Source organism: Plantactinospora sonchi, from assembly GCF_036422035.1.
In the GTDB taxonomy this organism is placed as follows: Bacteria; Actinomycetota; Actinomycetes; order Mycobacteriales; family Micromonosporaceae; genus Plantactinospora; species Plantactinospora sonchi.
The window spans coordinates 311794-333913 of the sequence record NZ_JAZGQK010000017.1 but is presented as its reverse complement, the minus strand read 5'-3'; the positions used below and the strand labels follow the sequence as shown (position 1 = coordinate 333913).

The window sequence follows — 22120 nt, the reverse complement described above, 5'->3', positions numbered from 1 at the left end:
TCCGGAAACCCGTGCTGTCGAAGATCCGTAGGAAGCTGCTGGCGCCCGGCACATCCGACACCGGGGAGGCCGGGACGCCGGCCACCCGGTCGAACCCACCGGCAGCCACGGCACCCTGAACTGCGAGGAAGGGCCCCTTCTTATCGTTTTCTGGTGTACAAGGGGCCCTTCCTCACACCCCGGAGGGTCAGTCGAGCAGGGCGTCGATGCCGACCGTCAGACCGGGGCGCTGCGGCACTTCCCGTACGGCCAGCAGCACGCCGGGCATGAAGGAGCCCCGGTCGAACGAGTCGTGCCGGATGGTGAGCGTCTCCCCGGTCGTACCGAAAAGCACCTCCTGGTGCGCGACCAGGCCGGCGGCCCGCACGGAGTGCACGCGTACCCCGTCGATGTCGGCTCCCCGCGCACCCGGCACCTCGTCCTTGGTGGCGTCCGGTGCCGGCGCCAGGCCGGCCTCAGCGCGCGCCTGGGCGATCAGCCGGGCGGTGTGCGTGGCGGTGCCACTGGGCGCGTCGAGCTTCCTCGGGTGGTGCTGTTCGATGACCTCGACCGACTCGAAGAACCGGGCCGCCCGCGCCGCGAACTGCATCATCAGTACCGCACCGATGCCGAAGTTGGGGGCGATCACCACACCGACACCGGGCTTGTGGGACAGCCAGGTACGTACCCGCTCCAGCCGCTGCTCGGTGAAGCCGCTGGTGCCGACGACCACGTTGATGCCCTGGTCGATGCACCAGTGCAGGTTGTCCATCACCACGTCCGGGGTGGTGAAGTCGACAACCACCTCGGCGCCCGCGTCGGAGGCGTTGAAGAGCCAGTCCCCCTGGTCGACCATGGCCACCAGTTCGAGGTCGTCGGCCGCGTCCACCGCCTTGCACACCTCGATGCCCATTCGGCCCCGGGCACCCAGCACACCGACCCGGAGCGGGTCACCAGACCGGTCCCGTGCCGGCGGGGCCGCGGCGGCTTCCGGCGCTCCACCAGGGGCGGCGCCCAGCGGGTCGCTCGACGTGTTGTTCACCGGTTCACGCTCGTCGCTCACGCGCCACAACCTATCCCAGTGCCGGCCAACCGCTGCACGCGGAGCCGCCCTGGGTCAACCGGACAACCGCGCACGAATGTGCCAAGCCCCGCCAACTCCGTGGACGGCGGCGGCTACACCGACAAGGACAACCACGCACGCCGGCCCCACGTCCCGCCAGCTTGGGCGGACGCGGCGGCTACGCCGGGAAGTCGTCGGCCTCGAACGGCCCGACCACGGCCAGCGACATCGGCCGGGCCAGCAGGTCGGCGGCGAGGCTGTTGACCTCGTCGGCGCCGACCGCGTCGATCCGGGCCAGCAATGCGTCGACCGGGAGCAGGTCGCCGTAGAGGAGTTCGCCCTTGGCCAGTCGGCTCATCCGGGAACCGGTGTCCTCCAGGTTGAGCACGTACGAGCCCTTCGCCATCCCCTTGCCCCGGGCCAGTTCCGCGTCGGTGATGCCGTGCGCGGCGACCTGGGCCAGTTCGGCACGGATCAGGTCCAGTACCTCCTCCACCTTGCCCGGGGCACAGCCGGCGTAGACACCGAACATGCCGGTGTCGGCGTACTGGCTGGAGTAGGAGTAGACCGAGTAGGCGAGGCCGCGCTGCTCGCGGATCTCCTGGAAGAGCCGGCTCGACATGCCACCGCCGAGCACGTTGTTGAGTACGCCGAGCGCGAAGCGCCGGTCGTCGAGCCGGCCGATGCCCGGGCAGCCGAGCACCACGTGCGCCTGCTCGGTCTCCTTGTGCTCGACGACACTGCCCGGCTTGCGGGTCCGTACCGTCGGCTCGGCCGCGCGCAGCGGAGCCGGCGGCGCGGCGTCGGTGTCGAGCGGGGTGCCCTGCAACGCCTGCCGGACCAGCTTGACCACGTCACCGTGGTCGAGGTTGCCGGCGGCCGAGATCACGATCGACGGTGCGGTGTACCGCCGCCGGTAGAAGCTCTGGATCTGCCGACGCGTCATCGGCGTGATGGTCTCCTCGGTGCCGGATATCAGCCGGCCCAGCGGATGGTCGCCGTAGATCGCCCGGGAGAGCAGGTCGTGCACCTCGTCGCCAGGCTCGTCGTCGTGCATGGCGATCTCTTCGAGGATGACTCCGCGTTCGGTCTCCACGTCGGCGGGGTCCAGCACCGAGTCGGCGACCAGGTCGCACATCACGTCGATGGCCAGCGGCAGGTCCTGGTCGAGCACCCGCGCGTAGTAGCAGGTGTACTCCTTGGTGGTGAAGGCGTTCGTCTCGCCGCCCACCGCCTCGATCGTCGCCGAGATGTCCAGCGCACCGCGCTTGTGGGTGCCCTTGAAGAGCAGATGCTCCAGGAAGTGCGACACCCCCGACTGGGGGCGGGTCTCGTCCCGGGAGCCGACGGCGACCCAGATGCCGAACGAGACGCTGCGCATCGTGGGAATCGCCTCGGTCAGCACCCGCAGGCCGCTGGGCAGCACGGTACGTCGGACGGTGCCGCCGAGCGGGTCGCTGTCGACCACCCGGGTGACCGCCCGCGCCGGCCCGCCGGCAGCGGCTCGCGCCGGCCGACCCGGAACGGCTGCGGGGAACGACCTCTGATTCGCCCGGCTCACGGGACCATGGCTCCTAGGTGACGGGAACGGCGGGAGCCGCACGCGGACCGCGCCGCGCCGAGCTGTCCGGCGCGGCGCGGTCCGTACGGCAACCCTGTCGGGGATACCCGGTGGATCAGCTGTGCCGGTTCCGACGACGGCGCGGCTCGCCGCCGCCACCCTCGCCGCCGCCCTCGCCGGCCTCCCGCTCGCCACGGCTCGGGCCACGGTCGCCACGGTCCCGGTCGCCACGGTCGCGGGGACCACGGTCGCCACGGTCCCGGCCGGCCGGCCGCTCACCCGAGGCGGCGTCCGGCCCCGCCGGAGCCTCCTCGCCCTCCGGGCGCACCTTGTCCAGGTAGATCTTGCCCCGGGCGTCGATGTCGGCGATCTGCACCTCGACCTTGTCGCCGACGTTCAGGAAGTCCTCGACCCGCTCGACCCGCTTGCCGTCGCCGACCTTCGAGATGTGCAGCAGGCCGTCGCGGCCGGGCAGCAGCGAGACGAAGGCACCGAACGCGGCGGTCTTGACCACCGTGCCGAGGAACTTGTCACCGACCTTCGGCAGCGTCGGGTTGGCGATCGCGTTGATCCGCTCGACGGCGGCCTCGGCCGACGGGCCGTTGGTCGCGCCGACGTAGATCGTGCCGTCGTCCTCGATCGAGATCTCGGCGCCGGTCTCGTCCTGGATGGCGTTGATGGTCTGGCCCTTCGGCCCGATCACCATGCCGATCTTGTCGACCGGGATCTTCACCGTGGTCACCCGCGGCGCGTAGTCCGACATCGTCGCCGGGCCCTCGATCGCCTCCTGCATCACGCCGAGGATGACCTGCCGGGCCTCGTACGCCTGCTGCAGCGCCGCGGCCAGCACGTCCGACGGGATGCCGTCGAGCTTGGTGTCGAGCTGGAGCGCGGTGACGAAGTCCTTCGTGCCGGCGACCTTGAAGTCCATGTCACCGAAGGCGTCCTCGGCACCGAGGATGTCGGTCAGCGTCACGTACTGGGTCTTGCCGTCGACCTCGTCCGAGATCAGCCCCATCGCGATGCCGGCCACCGGCGCCTTCAGCGGAACACCGGCGCTGAGCAGCGCCAGCGTCGAGGCGCAGACCGAACCCATCGAGGTCGAGCCGTTCGAGCCGAGCGCCTCGGAGACCTGACGGATCGCGTACGGGAACTCCTCGCGGGTCGGCAGCACCGGGATCAGTGCCCGCTCGGCGAGCGCGCCGTGCCCGATCTCACGCCGCTTCGGCGCACCGACCCGGCCGGTCTCACCGGTCGAGTACGGCGGGAAGTTGTAGTTGTGCATGTAGCGCTTGGACTTCTCCGGCGACAGGGTGTCCAGCGCCTGCTCCATCCGGAGCATGTTGAGCGTGGTGACGCCGAGGATCTGCGTCTCGCCGCGCTCGAAGATCGCCGAACCGTGCACCCGGGGAAGTACCGCGATCTCGGCGGTCAGCGGCCGGATGTCGCGGACGCCACGTCCGTCGATCCGGACCTGCTCACGCAGCACCCGGGCCCGGACCTCGGCCTTGTTCAGCGAGCGGAACGCCGCGCCGATCTCCTTCTCCCGGCCCTCGAAGCTCGGCGCGAGCTGCTCGACGACCCGCTCCTTGATCCGGTCCAGGGCCTCCTCGCGGTCGGCCTTGCCGGCGATCTTGAGCGCCTCGGCGACCTCGGCGCGCCCCGCCTCGGCGACCGCCTGGTAGACGTCGTCGCCGTAGTCGAGGAAGACCGGGAACTCGGTGACCGGCTTGGCGGCCACCTCGGCCAGCTCGCTCTGCGCCCGGCACAGCTCCCGGATGGCCGGCTTGGCCGCCTCCAGGCCGCTCGCCACGACCTCCTCGGTCGGTGCCGGTGCGCCGCCGGCGACCAGTGTCACGGTGTGCTCGGTGGCCTCCGCCTCGACCATCATGATCGCGACGTCGCCGTCCGGCAGGGCCCGGCCGGCGACCACCATGTCGAAGGTGGCCCGGGTCAGCTCCTCGACGGTCGGGAAGGCGACCCACTGGCCGTCCACGTGCGCCATCCGGGTCGCCCCGATCGGGCCGGAGAACGGCAGCCCGGAGAGCTTGGTGGAGAGCGACGCGGCGTTGATCGCGACCACGTCGTACGGGTGCTGCGGGTCGAGCGCCAGCACGGTCTCGACGACCTGGACCTCGTTGCGCAGGCCCTTGACGAACGACGGGCGCAGCGGCCGGTCGATCAGCCGGCAGGTGAGGATGGCGTCCTCGCTGGGCCGGCCCTCGCGGCGGAAGAACGAGCCGGGGATCCGACCCGCGGCGTACATCCGCTCCTCGACGTCGACGGTCAGCGGGAAGAAGTCGAACTGTTCCTTGGGCTGCTTGCTCGCGGTGGTCGTGGAGAGGACCACGGTCTCGGCGAGCTGGGCGATCACGGAGCCGGCGGCCTGCCGGGCGAGGCGCCCGGTCGAGAAGGTGATCTCACGGGTGCCGAAGGACCCGTTGTCGATCACCGCGGTGCGCTGCTCGCTGCCCAGGGTGGTCTTGGGGTTGGAGGTTTCGGTCATGGTGCGGTTGCACTCCTTCGATCGGGGGCCCGCGACTGCCCTTCGCGCCGGACCTGCCGGTCGCGAGACCGTGGCCGGAGAGCTGCTCAGACGGCCGGTCTTCGATCGAAGCGCCCGGGGTGCCGTAGGTCGGCCGGCCCGGGGGCCACTACCGAGGACCGGTGCGTCGACCGGCTCCCGCAGGGTGGTCGCGCTGGCCCCTGGTTTGGGTGGTGGTGACGAGGCGGGTGGAGCGGCGGTCCGGGACAGCGCCGGTCAGCGCCGTGGACGGCCGCTCCGCCCGCTCACCTCACCTCCGCAGACCGAGTCGCTCGATGAGCGACCGGTAGCGGCTGATGTCCTTCTTCTGCAGGTAGTTGAGCAGCCGGCGGCGGCGGCCGACCAGCAGCAGCAGACCACGACGGCTGTGGTGGTCGTGCTTGTGCACCTTCAGGTGCTCGGTGAGGTCGGCGATCCGCTTGGTCAGGACCGCGACCTGCACCTCGGGCGAACCGGTGTCGCCCTCGACGGTCGCGTACTCCTGCCGGATCTTGCTCTTGGATTCCTGGTCGAGCGCCATATCTCCCTGTTTCCTGGATTGTCAGTTCCGCCCGCGGCACCGGTCCTGAATCCCGGCCGGTCGCGGACGGCCTCGCACCCGCGGCGTCGTGCAGGCAGGCGAGGCCACGCCGATAACTCGACGTTCCCGTCAGATTACCAGCCTGCCACCGTTCGTCCGAGTCAAGGGCGTGCCACGGCGGTTCGCCGGCCCGCCCGGGGACGACGCGACCCGGGCCGAGCCGCCGGGCAGGCACCACCGGGACGCGCTCAGCCGAGCAGCGTACGGCGGGTCCGCGCCACGTCCTCGGTGATCTGCGCGACCAGTGGTGCGACGCCGTCGAACCGGAGCGTCTCCCGCAGGTACGCCACGAAGTCCAGGCTGAGCCGCTCGCCGTAGAGATCCTCGGAGAAGTCCAGGACGTACGCCTCGACCCGCCGCTCCTTGCCGGAGAATGTCGGGTTCGTCCCGATGGAGACGGCGGCTGGCAACCGCTCCCCCCGCTCCCCGGCCCGGCCACCCCGGCGGATCAGCCAGGCCGCGTAGACCCCGTCGGCCGGCACCGCCGCGTAGCGGTGGCAGAGCAGGTTGGCGGTGGGGAAGCCGATCTCCCGACCGCGCTGGTCCCCCCGGACCACGACCCCCTCCAGCCGGTGCGGACGTCCCAGCGCCGCCGCCGCCGCGCTCACGTCACCGGCCGCGACACAGGCCCGGATGTACGTCGAGGAGAAGACGGTGTCGTCGGAGGAGACCAGCGGCGCGTCCTCGACGGCGAAGCCGAACGTCCGGCCGAGCCGCTCCAGCAACGCCACGTCACCGGCGGCCCGGTGCCCGAACCGGAAGTTCTCCCCCACCACCACCAGCGCCGCGTGCAACTGCTCGACCAGTACGTCGTGCACGAACGCCTCCGGTGACAACCGGGAGAACTCCGGGGTGAACGGCACCACGCAGAGCACGTCGACGCCGAGCGCCTCGATCAACTCCGCCTTGCGGGCCGGCTCGGTGAGCACGGCCGGATGCGAGCCGGGGCGGACCACCTCGGCCGGGTGCGGGTCGAAGGTCACCAGCACCGACTGCACCCCGAGGTCCCGGGCCCGCTTGACGGCGTGCCCGATTGTCGCCTGGTGTCCGGCGTGCAGACCGTCGAAGACGCCGATGGTGACCACCGCGCGGCCCCAGCCGACCGGCACCCCGTGGTACCCCCGCCACCGTTGCATTCCGACTACTCCCTCTCCAGTTCGCCCTACCGGCTCCGCTGTCCCCGTCGCCGCCGCCCGGTTCAGGCCGGGGCGAGCACGATCTCCGCCCGGGCCCGGCCGCCCCGCTCGCTGACGACGGCGATCAGCCCGCCCTCCGGCCCGAAGACCGCGTACGGCCCGACGATGCCGGCCGGGTCCAGCGGGCCCCCGTGCGAGAGGACCTTCGCCTCGTCGGCACTCGCCTGCCGCTGTGGGAAGAACCGGCGGGCGGCCACGTCGAGTGGCAGGTTGACCACCTCCGGGGCGACCTCCTCCAGTGTCGACAGGGTCAGCGCCTCGGCGAGGGTGAACTCGCCCACAGCCGTACGCCGCAGCGCGGTGAGGTGGCCACCGACCCCGAGCGCGGCGCCGAGGTCCCGGGCCAGTGCCCGGATGTACGTCCCGGACGAGCAGTCCACCGCCACGTCCACGTCCAGGACGGCCGCCCCGTCGACGGTCTCCCGACGAATATCGAGCACGTCGAAGCGGGAGACGGTGACCCGACGCGCGGCCAACTCGACCGCCTCGCCGTCGCGTACCCGCTTGTAGGCCCGCTGGCCGTCGACCTTGATCGCGCTGACCGCGCTCGGCACCTGGTCGATCTCGCCGGTCAGCGGCACCACGGCGGACCGTACCGCCTCCTCGGTCACCCCGGCGGCGTCGGCGGTGGCGGTGACATCACCCTCGGCGTCGTCGGTCACCGTCGACTGACCGAGCCGGATCGTCGCGGCGTAGCTCTTGCCAGCCCCGATCACGTACGTCAACAGCCGGGTGGCCCGGCCCACCCCGATGATCAGCACTCCGGTGGCCATCGGGTCCAGGGTCCCGCCATGGCCGACCCGGCGGGTCCGGGCCAGCCGGCGGATCCGGGCGACGACGTCGTGCGACGTCATGCCGCCGGGCTTGTCAACCACGATCAGACCGTCGGCGCCTGCGGGAGGGTTCACGGGCAACCAGCCTGCCAGATACCGCCACGGCCGGGTGCGGCGCCCACGCCGGTGCGCGTTCGGCGTCGCGGAGCCCGCCGCCGTCGGACCCGCGACCGCGCCACGGGGCATCGGTGCACGTTCCGGTGCCGGAATCACCCCTCCAATATCAACTTCCGGTGCAGGTCAGCCAGCCCTACGTAGGAGCCGCGCCAAGATCACTTCGTGGCAGACTGTGGCGCCGCAGGTCGGAGGTCCGGCCGGGGCGTGGCAGCCAGGTACGAGGAGAAACAGCGCGATGGCGGAGAGCGGTACGACAAAAAACGGGGCCGCCAAGCTGGCGCTCCTCCTCGCCGGTCTCGCCGTGGCGCTGCTGCTCCTGCCCGTCGTGGGCGTCGGGTGGGGTCTCTGGACCATCGGCACCGGCATCGCCCGCCGTGGCACGGACCGCGCGCCGAGTTCCGGCCGGGTAGCTCTCGGGGCGGTCTCCATCGTGGCGTCGATCTGCGTGGGCGCGGCGCTCTACCCGGCGGTCTTCGACGACCAGCCGGCAACCACGACCGTGCCGACCCTCGGTTTGGCCACCACACCGCCGGCCGCCGTGCAGTCGGCCCAGCCGGCAATGGTGATCGTCGTGCCCGACGTGGTGGGCCGGAACCTGCCAGCGCCGACAGCGCCCTCCGCACCGCGGACCTACGGTCGGAGCCGGCGGACGCGTCGCCGCTGGCCAGGAACATCTTCGCCCGAGGCAACTGGACCGTCGTCGCGACGAACCCGCCCGCCGGCACCACCGTCCCGTCGAAACGGAGCATCTCTCTCCTTGTGCTGAAGAACGGCGAGGCCGCCTGGTTCGCCGCCCATCCCACGATGCCCAAACTGCGGAAGGGCAGCCCGGCCGATGACCTGACCGACGACGGTGGCCCCCTCGCCGGCCTGCGGGAACTCGTCCTGCTCCGCTATGCCAAGGGCAAGGCGCCGAAGGACGCGCCCGTCGCCGACGAGCACCCGGGCCTCCGCGACGGCTTCGAGCCGCCGGAGGAACTGGTGGCGAGGGCCGGGCTGAAGGAGGCCTACTCCTTCGACTCGAAGGTCGTGGGCAGCATTCCGGGAGCAGGGCAGGAGGTACGACCCGGACGCTTTGTCGTCGTGACGGTGGAGCGCGAGAAGCAGCAGGACCCCCCGACCGGATCCGACGGCGGCTCGGTCCCGATTCCGCCGCTGCCCGACGACGATGACGACGACGTCAACACCCCCGGCTGGCTCTGCCCCACCCGGTTCTGCTGACCGACCGACGGCCCGCACGCCTCCCCTGATCGACAGGTCCAGCGAACCCCGCGAGGGCGTGCTGTGCCGTGGCCGGGCTACCTACAGGGCGACCTGCCGGCGCACGGCCGTCCTGCTGACCGTCAGTGTGACCACGAGCATTCCGACCATCGCCGCGAGGACCACGCTCTGGTTGCCGAGCCACCAGGCGTCCCGCTGCCAGCGCACCAGTTCGAAGGCCAGAGTGGTGAGGATCGGCACCAGCAGAAGCACACTGGCCACGATCGACACCCGTACGTCAAGGGCCGCACCCACGACGGCCGCCGTGAGCCAGGTGGCCACGATGACCGTCTGCCCGAACCCGCCGGCCCATCCGTTGAGCGGGTTGGGGGTCATGATCGCGACAACCGCCGCCGCGCCGACCAGCCAGGTCCATGGTCGGGTGACCCGTGGCTGACGCGTGGCGAGCAACGGAATCATCGCCAGTACGGCCAACACGCCCGCCCAGGTCGAGAAGGCCATGGCCCGGTGGACAACGACGTTGAGCATGGTCCCGCTGACCTCGGCCCCGGTCCACTGCTCCACGTACAACCGGTTGTGCACCACGGTAGGCCAGAGGTCGGCGACGAGAGCGCCGATGGTCGCGGCGAACGCGAGGCGGTAACGGGCCCACGCCGCTGCGGCCAGCCCGAGCAACCACATCACCGGCGTGACCAGGCTTCCGGCGACAACGGCGGTGGCGGAGGTGCCGGGCAGCAGCAGCCACAGCCGCCACATGACGGGCGTGGCCGTGAGGGCGACACCGCAGACGAGGAGGGACAGTACGGTCAACCGCAGCGTCGAGTGTCGTAACGCGGCCGGGGACCGGAGCCGGTCCACGCCGGCGCGGGCCCGCAGACCTCCCACCAGGAGCGCCAGGGACTCCCGCAGGCTCGGGTGCCGCCGGTCCGTCTCACCTGCGGCCAGCAGCGTTTCCAGCATCTCGTCGGCCCGATACTGCCGGTAGGCCCGAGGGTACGCGCGCAGCAGCCACCGGTAGCGGCGCTCCCGGCCCGTCATGCCAGCACCGTCCGCACCGTGGCCACCTTCGACGCGACGGACCGGGTCTGGACGACCCGAGCCGCGGCGGCCAACCGCGCCGCCTCCGTCCGCAGCGCGGTCAACCCGTCCCCGGTCAACTCGTACGTGCGACGGGCACGGCCGTTGACCACCGTCTCCTCGGCCACCAGCACCATCTCCTCGCCGGTGAGCCGGTCCAACGCGGCGTACAGGGTGCCGGTCGTCAACCGCACCCGCCCGCCGGACAGCTCCTGCGCCCGCTTGACGATCGCGTAGCCGTGCAACGCCCCGTCCTGCAGGGCGGCCAGGATGAAGTACGTGGGTTCGCGCATCGCCGGCACCGATTTAGTCATGTCACCTACATAAGCAGATGATCGACCTATCCGCAACGACCGGGCTTCGGCGGGTACCAGCGGCAGCGCGGCTCGTGGCTATGCGGCGGTCAGCGCCGGGCCTGATGCCCACCCCGGACCGACCCGACCACCCGCGGGCGTACGGCATCACGACGCCGTACGCCCGCGACACGGTGACCTGGCGTTTCGCGACCGCCGGGCGGAACGGTCAGTAGGTGTTGTTCGCCGTGATCAGGCGCACCTCACCGGCCGGCAGGGCCGGGCACACCGGAGCACCCTTGTACGTCGGGCCGGACGGGGTGATCAACCATGCGGACAGCCTGTCGGTACTGCCGACGAGATAGGTGCCGAGGTCGTTGTTGGCGAACCGGACGTGGTACGACGAGCACTCGTCGGTGGCCTCGTTCACCTCCTCGCGGTAGTGGGCCATCAACGGTGAGGACCGCAGGAACCCGTTGGCGCCGAACACGTTCTGCTCGAACGTGTTGAAGTTGCTACCGTCGCGCACCTTGATCGGCTCACTGCTCACCCCGGTCACCTGGTTGCTCACGAACCGGTTCCGGGAGCTCTTGTGGGTCACGTAGATGGCGTGGATGTAGCTGTTCTCCGAGTTCCGCAGCTCCACGAAGTGGTTGTTCTCGATCCGGTTGTCGGATGACTCCGTGAGCACGATCCCGCCGTAGCCGCAGCGCGGGAAGTCGGGGTTGTCGCAGGAGCCGCCGGTGTAGGCGTTGCCGATCTTCGTGAAGAGCATTCCGAAGACGGTGTTGCCGTCGAGTCCCCGGGCCGAGGGCAGTCCCGGCGCCGACGACCGCTGGTAGCCCCCACCGCACGAGCCCGCCGAGCCGTCCAGCGAGAGGGCTGACTCGGCGTAGTACTCGACCTGGAGGTAGTAGAACCGCAACCCGGACGTGCCGCCCTCGGCGAGCGGCTGGCCGGGGTTGCCGGGACAGGCGTAGAACCAGGGCCCGGCGATGTACCGGCCCGACCCGCTGGCCCGCCTGTTCTGGAACACCGGCCGCGCCGCGATCCCCCCGATGCCCTCGCCGTACTCGTAGTCGACCGGCATGAACGAGATCGTGTGGCCCGGGCGGTAGGTCTGCCAGACGATGCCCTGTGCGACATACGTGCCGGCGTGGACGCGTACCTCGACATCCAGGTCGAGCGGGCCGGCGGCGACGAGCTCCTGCACCCGCACGAGGCTGCGGACCGCGGTGGCGGGCGTCGCGCCGTCCCGGGTGTCGTCGCCGGCCGCGTTCAGGTAGATGGTCTGCACAACCTCGGCAGCGGCGGGTGGCGTGAACACCACGACCGCCGACAACCCGACCACCATCGCCACGAACAGATGCCTGAAACGTCTCACCGGCATTCCTCCCCCGTACGCGTACCCGTCGACCACCTGGAGGGACCAACGGACATCGATTTTGCCGGTCATGATGTCATGTCCCCCTCAACGGCCACGGTCGCGACGCCGACGACCGGACAGGCGACCCGGCCAGCCGTTCATCCGGATGCGCCCGGACCGGCCGGAGCGCAGCGTTCGCGGAGGGTTGTGACACCGTCGCCGTCAAGCTCGTCGCAGTACGTCGTACGCCCGGTCATCGCCATGGTCAGTGCCAGGGTGGTGCCGGACACGAGTGGTCCGGAGCCGCCGGAGAAGGGCCCGTCGTTCGCGACGAGTCGCAGGCCGCGTACCCGGCCTTTGGCCAGGACCACCTGGTCGGAACCCTGGTAGTACCGGGCGACCTGGGTGATGGTCTCGATCGGGTAGGCCCGGCGGATGTCCAGCGGACGCCGGATGTCCTCCCCGTGCACGATCGTCTCGCCGAGCATCGCCATGGTCGGCAGTGGCGGCTTGGTCCTGCTCGTGACGATGCCGCCGAATCGTTCCAGTGTCTCGGCCGCCGTCGCGCCCAACTGCTCGTTCAGCCGCATGACCACCTGCTTGTCGAAGTCGAACCGGCAGCGGATCACGCCCGCCAACCACTGCCAGGAGTTCAGGCTGGCCGCTGCGGTGAGGTGCGCGAGCACCTCGCGTACCGTCAGGCCGGCGCACAACGACGGCGTCGCGAACTGCCGGTCGGTCAGCCCCGCGAGGTCGGCTGCCAGTGCCGCGCGTTCCGCGTGGATCCGGGACCAGGTGTCGTTCTCACGTTCGATGCGGGTCCTTGCATGCTTCTCGGTCACGTCGAGGTCTCCGGTGGTGGTCGGGGCGCGTCGGCGCCCGGCAGGACCTAATCACGCCTGTCGGGCGGCCGCTGGCTGCGGCGTTGAGGATCTGTCGAAGTGGAGACCGCCACTGCGGGGCAGAATCGTCGCTCATGGGCAAGATTTCTCCCGGGTTGGCGGGAGAGCCGGCAGCCGTGCACGCCGAGGATCCCGATCTCGGCCGGGCGCGCCACGGTGACGACCGCGCCTTCACCCGCCTGGTCCAGCCGCTGCGCCGGGAGTTGCACGCCCACTGCTACCGCATGCTCGGCTCGACCCACGATGCCGACGATGCTGTGCAGGACACCCTGTTGCGGGCCTGGCGAGGGCTCTCGGGCTTCGAGGGACGCGGTTCGCTGCGTTCGTGGCTCTACATGGTGGCCACCCGGGTCTGTCTGGACATCGTGAGGTCCCGTGGCCGACGGGCGATGCCTGTCGACCTTGGGCCCTCCAGCGACCGTGCGGTGCTCGAGGATCGGCCACTGACGGAGCTCGGCTGGCTGGGTCCCTACCCTGACGCCGGCCTCGACGACGGTCCAGCCGGTCCGAGCGCGCGGTACGAGCAGCGTGAGGCTGTCGAACTGGCCTTCACCGCCGCGTTGCAACACCTGCCGGGCAACCAGCGGGCGGTGCTGCTGCTGTTCGACGTCCTCGGTTTTTCCGCAGAGGCTGCGCCGCATCCCCCTGCTGAAGGCCACCCGTACGGCGGCGGTAGCGTTCGGCGGCATGTGGACGGAGGAGATCGTGGCCGGGCGCCCGGCATGGCGGCACACGGCGTCGGGCGTGGTGTTCCGGAAGGTTCCGGGCGGCACGTTCCGGATGGGCCTGTCCGACGCGGAACTGGACGCGGTACGTGCCATCGAGCGCGCCGGCGAGGTCGAGGACACCGTCGAGCCGTTCCTCGCCAACGCCGGTGACGCCCAGCCGGTACGCGAGGTGCGGGTCGAGCCCTTCCTGATCGCCCGGCACCCACTCACGGTGGCGCAGATCCGACACTGGCTCCCCGACTACGAGGACAATTACGCCGAGACGGACACCGGCACGGCCCGACTCGGTGACGACCTGGACGACCTGCTCAAGCTGTTGCCGTTCGCACTGCCCAGCGAGGCGCAGTGGGAGTACGCGGCCCGGGCCGGCACCACCACGCTGACCTTCCGTGGCGACGGGAAACCCGACGAGGACGAACTGCTCGACGACTTCGGCGACGAGACGCGGACGGCCGCGACGGAGAACGCGTTCGGGCTGGCCGCGATGGGATCGGCGGGCGAGCTCTGCGCCGACGTGTGGATTCCCGGCTTCACGGACGCGCCGACCGACGCCCGGCCGCGGACCGGCGACGGGCCCCGGACCGTACGCGGCGGAGCCGCCGACCTCTCCCCGTGGCAGGGCTGCGACGAGTGGCTGCTGCTGCTCTCCGCCGTCCGATACGAGCACCGACAGTTCACCGCGGTACGCCCGGTCGCGCCCCTGCCACCCGCCTGAGCACCGGAGGTCGGGGCCGGGCACCGGTCGCCGCGCCCGCCAGCGCGCCCGCTGTCCCGATCCAGCCCTCGTCCCGACGCGTGGACCGTTGTGTCGGGGGCACCGACAGCTGTGGACGAAATGTGGCGGCGGCGGGGCTGCGTTTCGGCGCCCGAGGAAACACAATGCGTAGGTGACCAATCACGACCAGTCGGTGCCTGATCATCTGCTCATCAAGATCGAGCAGCGGGACGACCCGCTGTCGTTGATCTCGGAGGACGACGCCCGCCGCCGCTCGCTCGCCTACCCCAGGATCATGTGGGGCGCCCCGATCTTCGGCCTCGCCGAGGAGGTGGACGACGGCCGCTGGCGGATCATCCGACTCGACGCCGAAGAGCCGCAGTACGCCCGGGACAGCCTCGCCCACCACCTCCGCAAGCGGCACAGCGAGACACCGGACACCGCCGAGCACGCCACCGAGCGGGCCGAGTGCGAGACGGCGTACGAACTGCTCGACTGGGAGCCCGTCAACGACCTCACCGTCCACGGCCGCCGCTACCGGATCATCCGGGCCCAACCGTTCATTCGGATGGGGCCGGACGGACCGGAGCCGCCCCGACCCACCGACCCCGACCCGTACCCGCCCGGTGAGGCGGAGAAGGCCCCGTCGCAGATGGACGGGTATCTCATCGACCCGGCCGCCGGCACCGGGCTCACCGACGGAATCGTCCGGATGGAGATGACCTCCGCCTCCCACCGGACAAGAACCGTTCCCGAGAACGTCCACGCCGACTCCCGCCGGGCACTGGACACCCACCCCAACGTGGTACTGCTCCCGGTCGGCTACACCATCGGCGGGTACGTCGACGGCAGTTGGCGGCCCAGGTCGTTCGACACCTACCCGACGCCACAGGCCGCCCGGGACGCGGGCTCCTTCTCCATCGGGCACATTCCGCTGGACGACAACACCCCGATCGAGGAGTTCATGGCGGCGTACGAGCGCGCCAAGGCGGCACACCGGCCACCGCGTACCGACGACTTCGAGATGAACGGCGTGCCGTGCCGGGTCACCCGGGTCGAGACCTTCGTCCGGGTCGGCCCCGACGGGCCGGAAGGGCCACGCCCGTCCGACCACGACTCCCAACCACCGCCGGCCCGACACGTCGCCGACCTCCGCGCCCAGGGCCTGATGCCCGACCCCGACTGACCGCCGTTCGGGGGGCGTACGATCCGGTGGCCGTTCGCCGTCCCACCGTCACTCCCAAGGTTCTCGCTCGGTGGGGCAGTCCCGGCCGTGCTCACCGGGTGGCGCCGAGCACCAGCCAGCGCCCGGAACGCATCCGCAGCAGCAGACCGACCAGCCGGATCACGATGAACAGGGTCAGCCCGGCCCAGATCCCACCGAGCCCGAGGTCGAGCAGGTAACTGAGCCAGATCGCTGGCAGGAAACCGCCGAGGGCGCCGACGATGGTGAGATCCCGCATGTAACGGACGTCACCGGCGCCGATCAGCACCCCGTCGAGCGCGAAGACCACCCCGGCGAGCGGCTGCATGAGGACAAACCAGGGCCAGGCCAACATCGCCTGGTCGCGTACCTGGGGGTCGGCACTGAACCAGGACGGGATGATCCCGGTACCGGCGCCGATCAGGACGGCGAAGCCGACCCCGCAGACCCCGCCGACCACCGCGACCCGCCGGGCCAGCAGCCGGGCGCTCTCGGCGTCGCCGGCGCCGAGCGCCGCACCGACCAGCGACTGCGCGGCGATGGCCAGCGCGTCCAGCAGCAGCGCGGTGAAGAACCAGAGCTGCAGGGCGATCTGGTGGGCGCCGACCGCCGCCACCCCGATCCGGGCCGCCACCGTGGTCGCCGACAGGAAGCTGACCTGGAACGCGACGCCCCGGATCAGCAGGTCCCGGCTGAGCACGAGCTGCTGCCCGATCACCCGGGGGCGCGGGGTCAGGGCCACCCGCTCGGCGACCAGCGCACCCGCGAAGAGCATTCCGCAGAGCAGCTGCGCGGTCGCGTTCGCGATCGCCGAGCCGACCAGACCCAGCCCGGCCGGATAGACCAGCAGCGGGCAGAGTATCGCGGAGAGCAGGTTGGGGCCGAGCACGAACCAGAGCGGGCGGCGGGTGTCCTGCACCCCGCGCATCCAGCCGTTGCCGGCGGCGGCCAGCAGCAGACCGGGGGCGCCGATCGCCGCGATCCGCAGCCAGAGTGCCGCGCCGTCGACCACCTCGGGGGATTCGCCTCCGGCGAGGGTACGCGCCAACGGCCCGGCCGCGAACTGCATGACGACCGCCATCAGCAGGCCGGTGCCGAGAGCGAGCCAGGACGACTGCACGCCCTCGGCGACGGCGGCGGCCCGGTCGCCGTACCCGAAGCGGCGGGCGGCCCGCCCCGTCGTGCCGTACGCCGTCACGGTGCCGATCCAGGCGACCAGCGTCATCACCGGCCCACCGACCGCGAGCGCGGCCAGCGGCACCGCGCCGAGGTGCCCGAGCACGGCGGTGTCGACCAGCACGTAGAGCGGTTCGGCGGCGAGCACCACCAGGGCCGGCAGGGCCAGCCCGGCGATCCGCCGCGCGGACGCCTCGACGGGCTTTCCGGGCACGGTGACGGAATCGGCTGTCTCACTCATCGCCGGTGATCCTGCCACGCGTCCCGTAAGGACCACAACTTCCTGCCGGACTTACACCCGGCAAGGAAGGGCCCCTTGTTATCGCTTTTTGTACAGGAAGGGCCCCTTGTTAACAGTCCAGCCGGGGAGCAGCCGGCCGCGACGCCGAGGCTGGCCGCAGCCGTGGGCAGTCGTGCTCGTCGCGACCCGGAGCCAGACCTGACAAAACCGGGGCGGCGCCGCCGACGCGTTGTCGATGGCACCGCCCCGGTCAGGGCGCGATCGGTCCGCCGGTCAGACTCCGGCGACCGAGGTGATCCAACTGCGGTTGGCCGCGACCGATCCGTAGTTCTGGTACGACGAGCCGTTGCCCGTCGAGCAGACGCCGACCTGCTGGCCGTTGTAGAACTGCGGCCCGCCGGAGTCGCCTCGCCAGGCCACGCCGTTGCCGGGGCCGCTGCGGATCGCCGGGCCGCCGTACGCGTCCGTGGCGTTGAGGCTGGTCACCGAGACCGTGGCGGACTTCAACTGACTCGACGCGGGGCAGTTGGTGCAGGTACGGCCCCAGCCGTAGATGGTGTTCGTCGAGCCCACCGGCGGATTGCTGCTGGCCAGTGTCACGTACGTGGTGCTCACCGCACTGTTCAGGTAGAGCAGCGCCAGGTCGTTGCGGGTCTGCCGGGACTGGACGTTGCGGGTGACGCCGCCGGAGGCGTAGTAGACGCTGCCGACCCGGACGGTCATGGTGCCACCGACACAGTGCGCCGCGGTCAGCACCCAGCGCGAGGCGATGATCGAGCCGGAGCAGGCGAACGAGCCGTTCTGGAAGACGGCTGCCGCCCAGGGCGCGGACGAGACGGTCCCGCCACCGATGATCGGCGCTGGGGCGGCCACCGCCACCGAGGGTACGGCGAGAGCGCCGGTGAGTGCGGTGGCGATCGCCGCCAGCGCGAGACGGATACGCAAGATGGGCTCCTTCCGAGGGGTTACCCGGGGTTCCGGGCCGGTCGGGCCGGTGTGGTCGAGCTGGTCGCCCGACCACACCATGTTGCGACTATCCACGATGGACAGTAGGCCGATCGGATGACGTCGGCCTACCTGTTTGACGAATCAGGCTAGGACCTTCGTGTGCCGCACACAAGCCCTCCCCGCAGCGGCCGGAGCACGCCGACGGTCACGAGGAGCGGAGACCACCGGAGCACGCAAACGGTCACGAGGAGCGGAGACCTCGATATCGATGAAGTCCCTCGGTCGGAAGCCGGGTCAGTCGGTACCGGCCTCCATCGCCGCGTGGTCGAGCAGCGCGTCCGCGTCGGAGACCTCGCCACGGGAGGCGATCGCCTCGGCGCCACCCTCGGACATCGTGCCGATCAACCCGGTCGAGGCCGGCTGGGCGTCACCGAGCAGCGCCGGGTGCGGGGTGCCACCGACCATGCCGAGCCGGGCGTACTGCTCGAGTTTGGCCCGCGAGTCGGCGATGTCGAGGTTGCGCATGGTCAACTGGCCGATCCGGTCGACCGGGCCGAACGCGGAGTCCTCGGTCCGCTCCATCGACAGTTTGTCCGGGTGGTAGCTGAACGCCGGGCCGGACGTGTCGAGGATCGAGTAGTCCTCGCCACGCCGCAGCCGCAGGGTCACCTCGCCGGTGACCGCCGACCCGACCCAGCGCTGCAGCGACTCGCGCAGCATCAGCGCCTGCGGGTCCAGCCAGCGGCCCTCGTACATCAGCCGGCCCAGCTTCCGCCCCTCGACGTGGTAGCTGGCCAGGGTGTCCTCGTTGTGGATCGCGTTGACGAGCCGCTCGTACGCCGCGTGCAGCAGCGCCATCCCGGGAGCCTCGTAGATGCCCCGGCTCTTGGCCTCGATGATCCGGTTCTCGATCTGGTCGGACATGCCCAGCCCGTGCCGGCCGCCGATGGCGTTCGCCTCCAGCACCAGGTCGACGGCGGAGGCGAACTCCTTGCCGTTGATCGTCACCGGTCGTCCCTGCTCGAACCTGATCGAGACGTCCTCGGTGTCGATCTCGACCGCCGGGTCCCAGAACCGTACGCCCATGATCGGCTCGACGATCTCGATGCCGGTGTCGAGGTGTTCCAGCGACTTGGCCTCGTGCGTCGCGCCCCAGATGTTCGCGTCGGTCGAGTACGCCTTCTCCACGCTGTCCCGGTAGGGCAGGCCGTGGGTGAGCAGCCACTCCGACATCTCCTTGCGGCCGCCGAGTTCGGTGACGAAGTCGGCGTCCAGCCACGGCTTGTAGATCCGCAGCGACGGGTTGGCGAGCAGGCCGTACCGGTAGAACCGCTCGATGTCGTTGCCCTTGAAGGTGGAGCCGTCGCCCCAGATCTGCACCCCGTCGTCGAGCATCGCGCGGACCAGCAGGGTGCCGGTGACGGCTCGGCCGAGCGGGGTGGTGTTGAAGTAGGTGCGGCCACCGGACCGGATGTGGAAGGCGCCGCAGGCCAGGGCCGCGAGCCCCTCCTCGACCAGCGCCGCCCGACAGTCGACCAGCCGGGCGACCTCGGCGCCGTACGCCATCGCACGCCCCGGCACCGAGGCGATGTCGGGCTCGTCGTACTGACCGATCTCAGCCGTGTACGTGCACGGCACGGCGCCCTTGTCGCGCATCCACGCGACCGCTACCGAGGTGTCGAGGCCGCCGGAGAAGGCGATTCCGACACGTTCACCGACAGGCAGGGAGGTAAGGACCTTGGACACGGGTCATAGTATATGCATACGCCTGCATGATCATTCAAGCTGGGTCGCCGGCAACCTTCCCGTGGCACGTTCCAACGGCCAGCCGGGCCGTTCCGGGGCGAGGGCCAGGGCAAGGTCAGGGTCAAGGCGGACGGGTCGACATCAACGGCCAGCGGACGAACAACGCCTCGGTCACTGCGGGTCGGGGGTGCCCTGCGGCCAGACGCACGGCGAGCTGCCGATCAGGTAGACGTCCAGCGACCCCGGCGCCCGGTGGTAGACATTGACGCTGACCCGGAACCCGTCCTCCGGATGCTCCACGGCCAGCCGAGGGTCGCTGCGGTCCCGCTGATCGTCGATCACCCGGTAGCCCTGCCGCTGCCAGTGCTCCGCCAGCCCGGGCAGTGCCTGGTCGGCCGGCCAGTCCAGCGGGGACGTCACCTCGTACTGCTGCTCGACGAAGACCCGGCCGGCCGGACCGCCGTCGGTCGGGTCGTCGCACGGCAGGGTGCCCAGGTCGCCGTGCGGCCGGAGCTCGGCGCCCGGCGGAAGTTGCCCGTACGTCTCCCGCAGAAGCTGTTCCACCCGCTGGGCCGCCTGGTCGGTGGTGATGGTGGGCCGCGCGTCCGCGCCCTCTCCACACGACGAGCCGGTCAGGCCGACGGTGGCGACAACCGCCAGCAGGAGTACCGCCCTGCCGGGCTGCCTGGTCGCGCCCATCAGCTCACCTTGTCCGTCTGTCCGGCGGCGAGGTAGGCGTTGCCCCGACAGGCCCGGTTGCCTTCGTGCCGGTCTCCCGGGGACGGAACATACCAACGTCGACGCACAAGCGGTCGCCCTCCGTGTGGGCGCTGGGACGCCGCTGGAGGGCAGGACGGGTCGCACATGGCGGTGCGGGCGGACGGACGTCGGCCTGACGCGTCGACGCGTCAGGACGCGGAGACCCACGCGTGGTCACAGAGGGCGGCAGGTGCCGCCGACGTCGCCCGTCAGCCCGCTCCGACACCGATCACTGGCGAGTGTCCATCGAGATCTGGAGGGCGCGACGGGCCTGCTCGCGGGCCTCGTCGGTGTTGTCGGGCTTGGGCTTGCTGGGCTTTGCCGCCATGGGAGAGCTCCTTCCAGGGCAGGTGGCGCGGGCGCTGCCGCGATCCACTGCGGCGGGGTCTGCTGGTTCGCCTCGGCGGCGGGTCCGGGATCGCCGGACGGTCGCGTGGCCGGGCAGCGTGAGCCCGGGTCGGTTGACCCTGGAGGGCGGACGATGGGCACGGTTGTCGGGCGACCGGCTCGGGTGAAGCGGACGACCCGACCCTAGGTATCGTTCAGTTCCACTACCCAAGTTATCGTTCAGGTCCACATCCTGTACGCCATTCCCGCGATCCGGGACGCTGGTTGACCGCAACCGCAGTTCAACGGCGCCCTGGCCACCGCAGCGGGCGCCGAACGGGTGGGCCGGGTGCCCACGAAGGATCATGGCCGCCCGACCGGAGCGGCTCGGCCGGCCCTCAGCCCCGCACCCGATTGCCGCTCCGGCCGACCGAAATGTCGCCGGGGCGGATTCCGTCAGGCGCCCGGCGACCGGTCGACCAGAATGTCCCGCCCCCCGCACCCGGATACCGCTGCGGCCGACCAGAATGTCGCCGGGGCGGCATCCGTCAGGCGCCCGGCGACCCGGTCGAGGGAGGTAGCGCGTGTCAGAGGCGTGGAATCGGCTCGGCAGGTTGGCCGACACGGTCCGGGGTGGCGCGCGGGCCGCCCGGGACAGGGCCCGCGAGCTGCGTGACGAGTTCCGCACCAGCGACGAGCCCGAACGCGCGCTCGTCGCACCGCTGCTGCCCGGACAGCAGCTCCGCTACGCCGGGCTGGCCTCCGTCCGGACGCCCGAGACGCACCGCCTCGGTCGACAGTTCACCGACCAGATGGCCGGCGAGCTGGCCGAGGCGTTCGACCCCCGGGCGCTTTTCGGACTGCTCAACATCGTCAACCCGGTGGTCTGGGTGGACGCGGTGCTGACGCCGGTACGGCTTGCCGCCGGTGCCCTGCTGCTGCCCGGCCAGGCCGCTGCGGTCACCGCCGGCCTGCCCGGCGAGCCGGCGCCGGAGCCCGGACCACCACACCAGACGCCCGGGGCCGGGCCACCACACCAGACGCTCGGGGCCGGGTCGCCACACCGGGAGCCGCTGCCGCTCACCGACGAACAGGAGGCGTTCCGGGCGCTGTTCCGGCTCAGCCGGTACCGCCCCTTGGCCGACCAGCTCGCCGAGATCGCCTACCGGAACCGGTACGTCTTCAGCGGCGACCTCGCCACCCTCGCCGGCAGCCTGCTGCTCTTCCTCAACCGCTACACCGGCACCCCGCTCGCGGTGACCGACACCCACCTGCACCTGCTGCGGATGGGTCTCCGCCCGGCAGAGGGCCGGCCGGACCGGCGCCAGCCGAAACTGCTGTGGAGCGTCGAGCGCGCCCGGGTGACCCGGATCGACGCCGAGCACGGCGCGGCCCGCCTGGTGCAGTTCCCGTCCACCATCGTCTTCGACGACGGGTCGTGGATCCGGATCGTCAACCCGGCCCCTCGCGACGACCAGTCCCGGTTCCTGGCCGCTGTCCGCGAGATCCCCGGACGGCGTCCGACACCCTGACCCGGGTCCGG

Annotated in this window: 18 protein-coding genes and 1 pseudogene; 5 read left to right on the top strand and 14 right to left on the bottom strand. The window is 71.2% G+C overall.

What is annotated here, in order from left to right:
- Window positions 1-187: 187 nt before the first annotated feature.
- From dapB to truB, 6 genes are all read right to left on the bottom strand, one after another.
- Complete coding sequence (gene dapB / locus V1633_RS21580; protein ID WP_331216218.1) at window positions 188-913, bottom strand: 4-hydroxy-tetrahydrodipicolinate reductase; 726 nt, start codon at window positions 911-913, stop codon at window positions 188-190.
- A gap of 307 nt (window positions 914-1220) precedes the next feature.
- Window positions 1221-2603 carry a M16 family metallopeptidase gene (locus V1633_RS21575; RefSeq protein ID WP_407952071.1) on the bottom strand — a complete coding sequence of 461 codons (1383 nt, stop codon included), beginning with the start codon at window positions 2601-2603 and terminating at the stop codon, window positions 1221-1223.
- 115 nt (window positions 2604-2718) lie between these two features.
- Complete coding sequence (locus V1633_RS21570; protein ID WP_331216174.1) at window positions 2719-5109, bottom strand: polyribonucleotide nucleotidyltransferase; 2391 nt, start codon at window positions 5107-5109, stop codon at window positions 2719-2721.
- A 289-nt stretch (window positions 5110-5398) separates the two neighbouring features.
- On the bottom strand, window positions 5399-5668 hold the full coding sequence (gene rpsO, locus V1633_RS21565; protein ID WP_331216173.1) for a 30S ribosomal protein S15: 270 nt from the start codon (window positions 5666-5668) through the stop codon (window positions 5399-5401).
- Between the two features lie 248 nt (window positions 5669-5916).
- Window positions 5917-6864 carry a bifunctional riboflavin kinase/FAD synthetase gene (locus V1633_RS21560; protein ID WP_331216172.1) on the bottom strand — a complete coding sequence of 316 codons (948 nt, stop codon included), beginning with the start codon at window positions 6862-6864 and terminating at the stop codon, window positions 5917-5919.
- 62 nt (window positions 6865-6926) lie between these two features.
- On the bottom strand, window positions 6927-7838 hold the full coding sequence (truB, locus tag V1633_RS21555) for a tRNA pseudouridine(55) synthase TruB (RefSeq protein WP_407952070.1): 912 nt from the start codon (window positions 7836-7838) through the stop codon (window positions 6927-6929).
- Window positions 7839-8633: 795 nt separating this feature from the next.
- Between truB and V1633_RS21550 the strand changes: the two genes are divergently transcribed.
- Window positions 8634-9095, top strand: coding sequence for a hypothetical protein (locus tag V1633_RS21550; RefSeq protein WP_331216170.1), 462 nt, complete (start codon window positions 8634-8636; stop codon window positions 9093-9095).
- Between the two features lie 81 nt (window positions 9096-9176).
- Here V1633_RS21550 and V1633_RS21545 read toward each other — a convergent pair whose 3' ends face one another.
- From V1633_RS21545 to V1633_RS21530, 4 genes are all read right to left on the bottom strand, one after another.
- The gene (locus V1633_RS21545; RefSeq protein WP_331216169.1) at window positions 9177-10133 is read right to left on the bottom strand and encodes a hypothetical protein; all 957 of its coding nucleotides are present in this window, start codon (window positions 10131-10133) and stop codon (window positions 9177-9179) included.
- Window positions 10130-10486 (bottom strand): PadR family transcriptional regulator, encoded by a 357-nt coding sequence (locus V1633_RS21540; RefSeq protein ID WP_331216168.1) that lies wholly within the window; start codon window positions 10484-10486, stop codon window positions 10130-10132. Before V1633_RS21540 ends, V1633_RS21545 begins: the two co-directional genes overlap by 4 nt.
- A 208-nt stretch (window positions 10487-10694) precedes the next feature.
- Window positions 10695-11849, bottom strand: coding sequence for a right-handed parallel beta-helix repeat-containing protein (locus V1633_RS21535; RefSeq protein WP_331216167.1), 1155 nt, complete (start codon window positions 11847-11849; stop codon window positions 10695-10697).
- Between the two features lie 140 nt (window positions 11850-11989).
- Window positions 11990-12673 (bottom strand): maleylpyruvate isomerase family mycothiol-dependent enzyme, encoded by a 684-nt coding sequence (locus V1633_RS21530; protein ID WP_331216166.1) that lies wholly within the window; start codon window positions 12671-12673, stop codon window positions 11990-11992.
- A 134-nt stretch (window positions 12674-12807) separates the two neighbouring features.
- Here V1633_RS21530 and V1633_RS21525 point away from each other — a divergent pair.
- The 3 genes and pseudogenes from V1633_RS21525 to V1633_RS21515 all read left to right on the top strand — a co-directional run.
- A pseudogene (locus tag V1633_RS21525) lies at window positions 12808-13338 on the top strand (sigma-70 family RNA polymerase sigma factor); the annotation flags it as partial.
- An 82-nt stretch (window positions 13339-13420) separates the two neighbouring features.
- Complete coding sequence (locus tag V1633_RS21520; RefSeq protein ID WP_331216165.1) at window positions 13421-14176, top strand: formylglycine-generating enzyme family protein; 756 nt, start codon at window positions 13421-13423, stop codon at window positions 14174-14176.
- 172 nt (window positions 14177-14348) lie between these two features.
- A complete protein-coding gene (locus V1633_RS21515) occupies window positions 14349-15362 on the top strand; it encodes a DUF5954 family protein (RefSeq protein WP_331216164.1) in 1014 nt (337 codons plus the stop codon).
- 91 nt (window positions 15363-15453) lie between these two features.
- On the opposite strand, the gene V1633_RS21510 is transcribed toward V1633_RS21515, so the two are convergent.
- The 4 genes from V1633_RS21510 to V1633_RS21495 all read right to left on the bottom strand — a co-directional run bounded on the left by V1633_RS21510 (window position 15454) and on the right by V1633_RS21495 (window position 20190).
- Window positions 15454-16797: an MATE family efflux transporter gene (locus V1633_RS21510; protein WP_331216163.1), complete on the bottom strand. Its 1344-nt coding sequence runs from the start codon at window positions 16795-16797 to the stop codon at window positions 15454-15456.
- Between the two features lie 273 nt (window positions 16798-17070).
- Window positions 17071-17742: a S1 family peptidase gene (locus V1633_RS21505; protein WP_331216162.1), complete on the bottom strand. Its 672-nt coding sequence runs from the start codon at window positions 17740-17742 to the stop codon at window positions 17071-17073.
- A gap of 297 nt (window positions 17743-18039) precedes the next feature.
- Window positions 18040-19491: an argininosuccinate synthase gene (gene argG / locus V1633_RS21500; RefSeq protein WP_331216161.1), complete on the bottom strand. Its 1452-nt coding sequence runs from the start codon at window positions 19489-19491 to the stop codon at window positions 18040-18042.
- Between the two features lie 171 nt (window positions 19492-19662).
- Window positions 19663-20190 (bottom strand): hypothetical protein, encoded by a 528-nt coding sequence (locus tag V1633_RS21495; protein WP_331216160.1) that lies wholly within the window; start codon window positions 20188-20190, stop codon window positions 19663-19665.
- Between the two features lie 971 nt (window positions 20191-21161).
- Here V1633_RS21495 and V1633_RS21490 point away from each other — a divergent pair.
- Window positions 21162-22109 (top strand): hypothetical protein, encoded by a 948-nt coding sequence (locus tag V1633_RS21490; RefSeq protein WP_331216159.1) that lies wholly within the window; start codon window positions 21162-21164, stop codon window positions 22107-22109.
- Window positions 22110-22120: the final 11 nt, after the last annotated feature.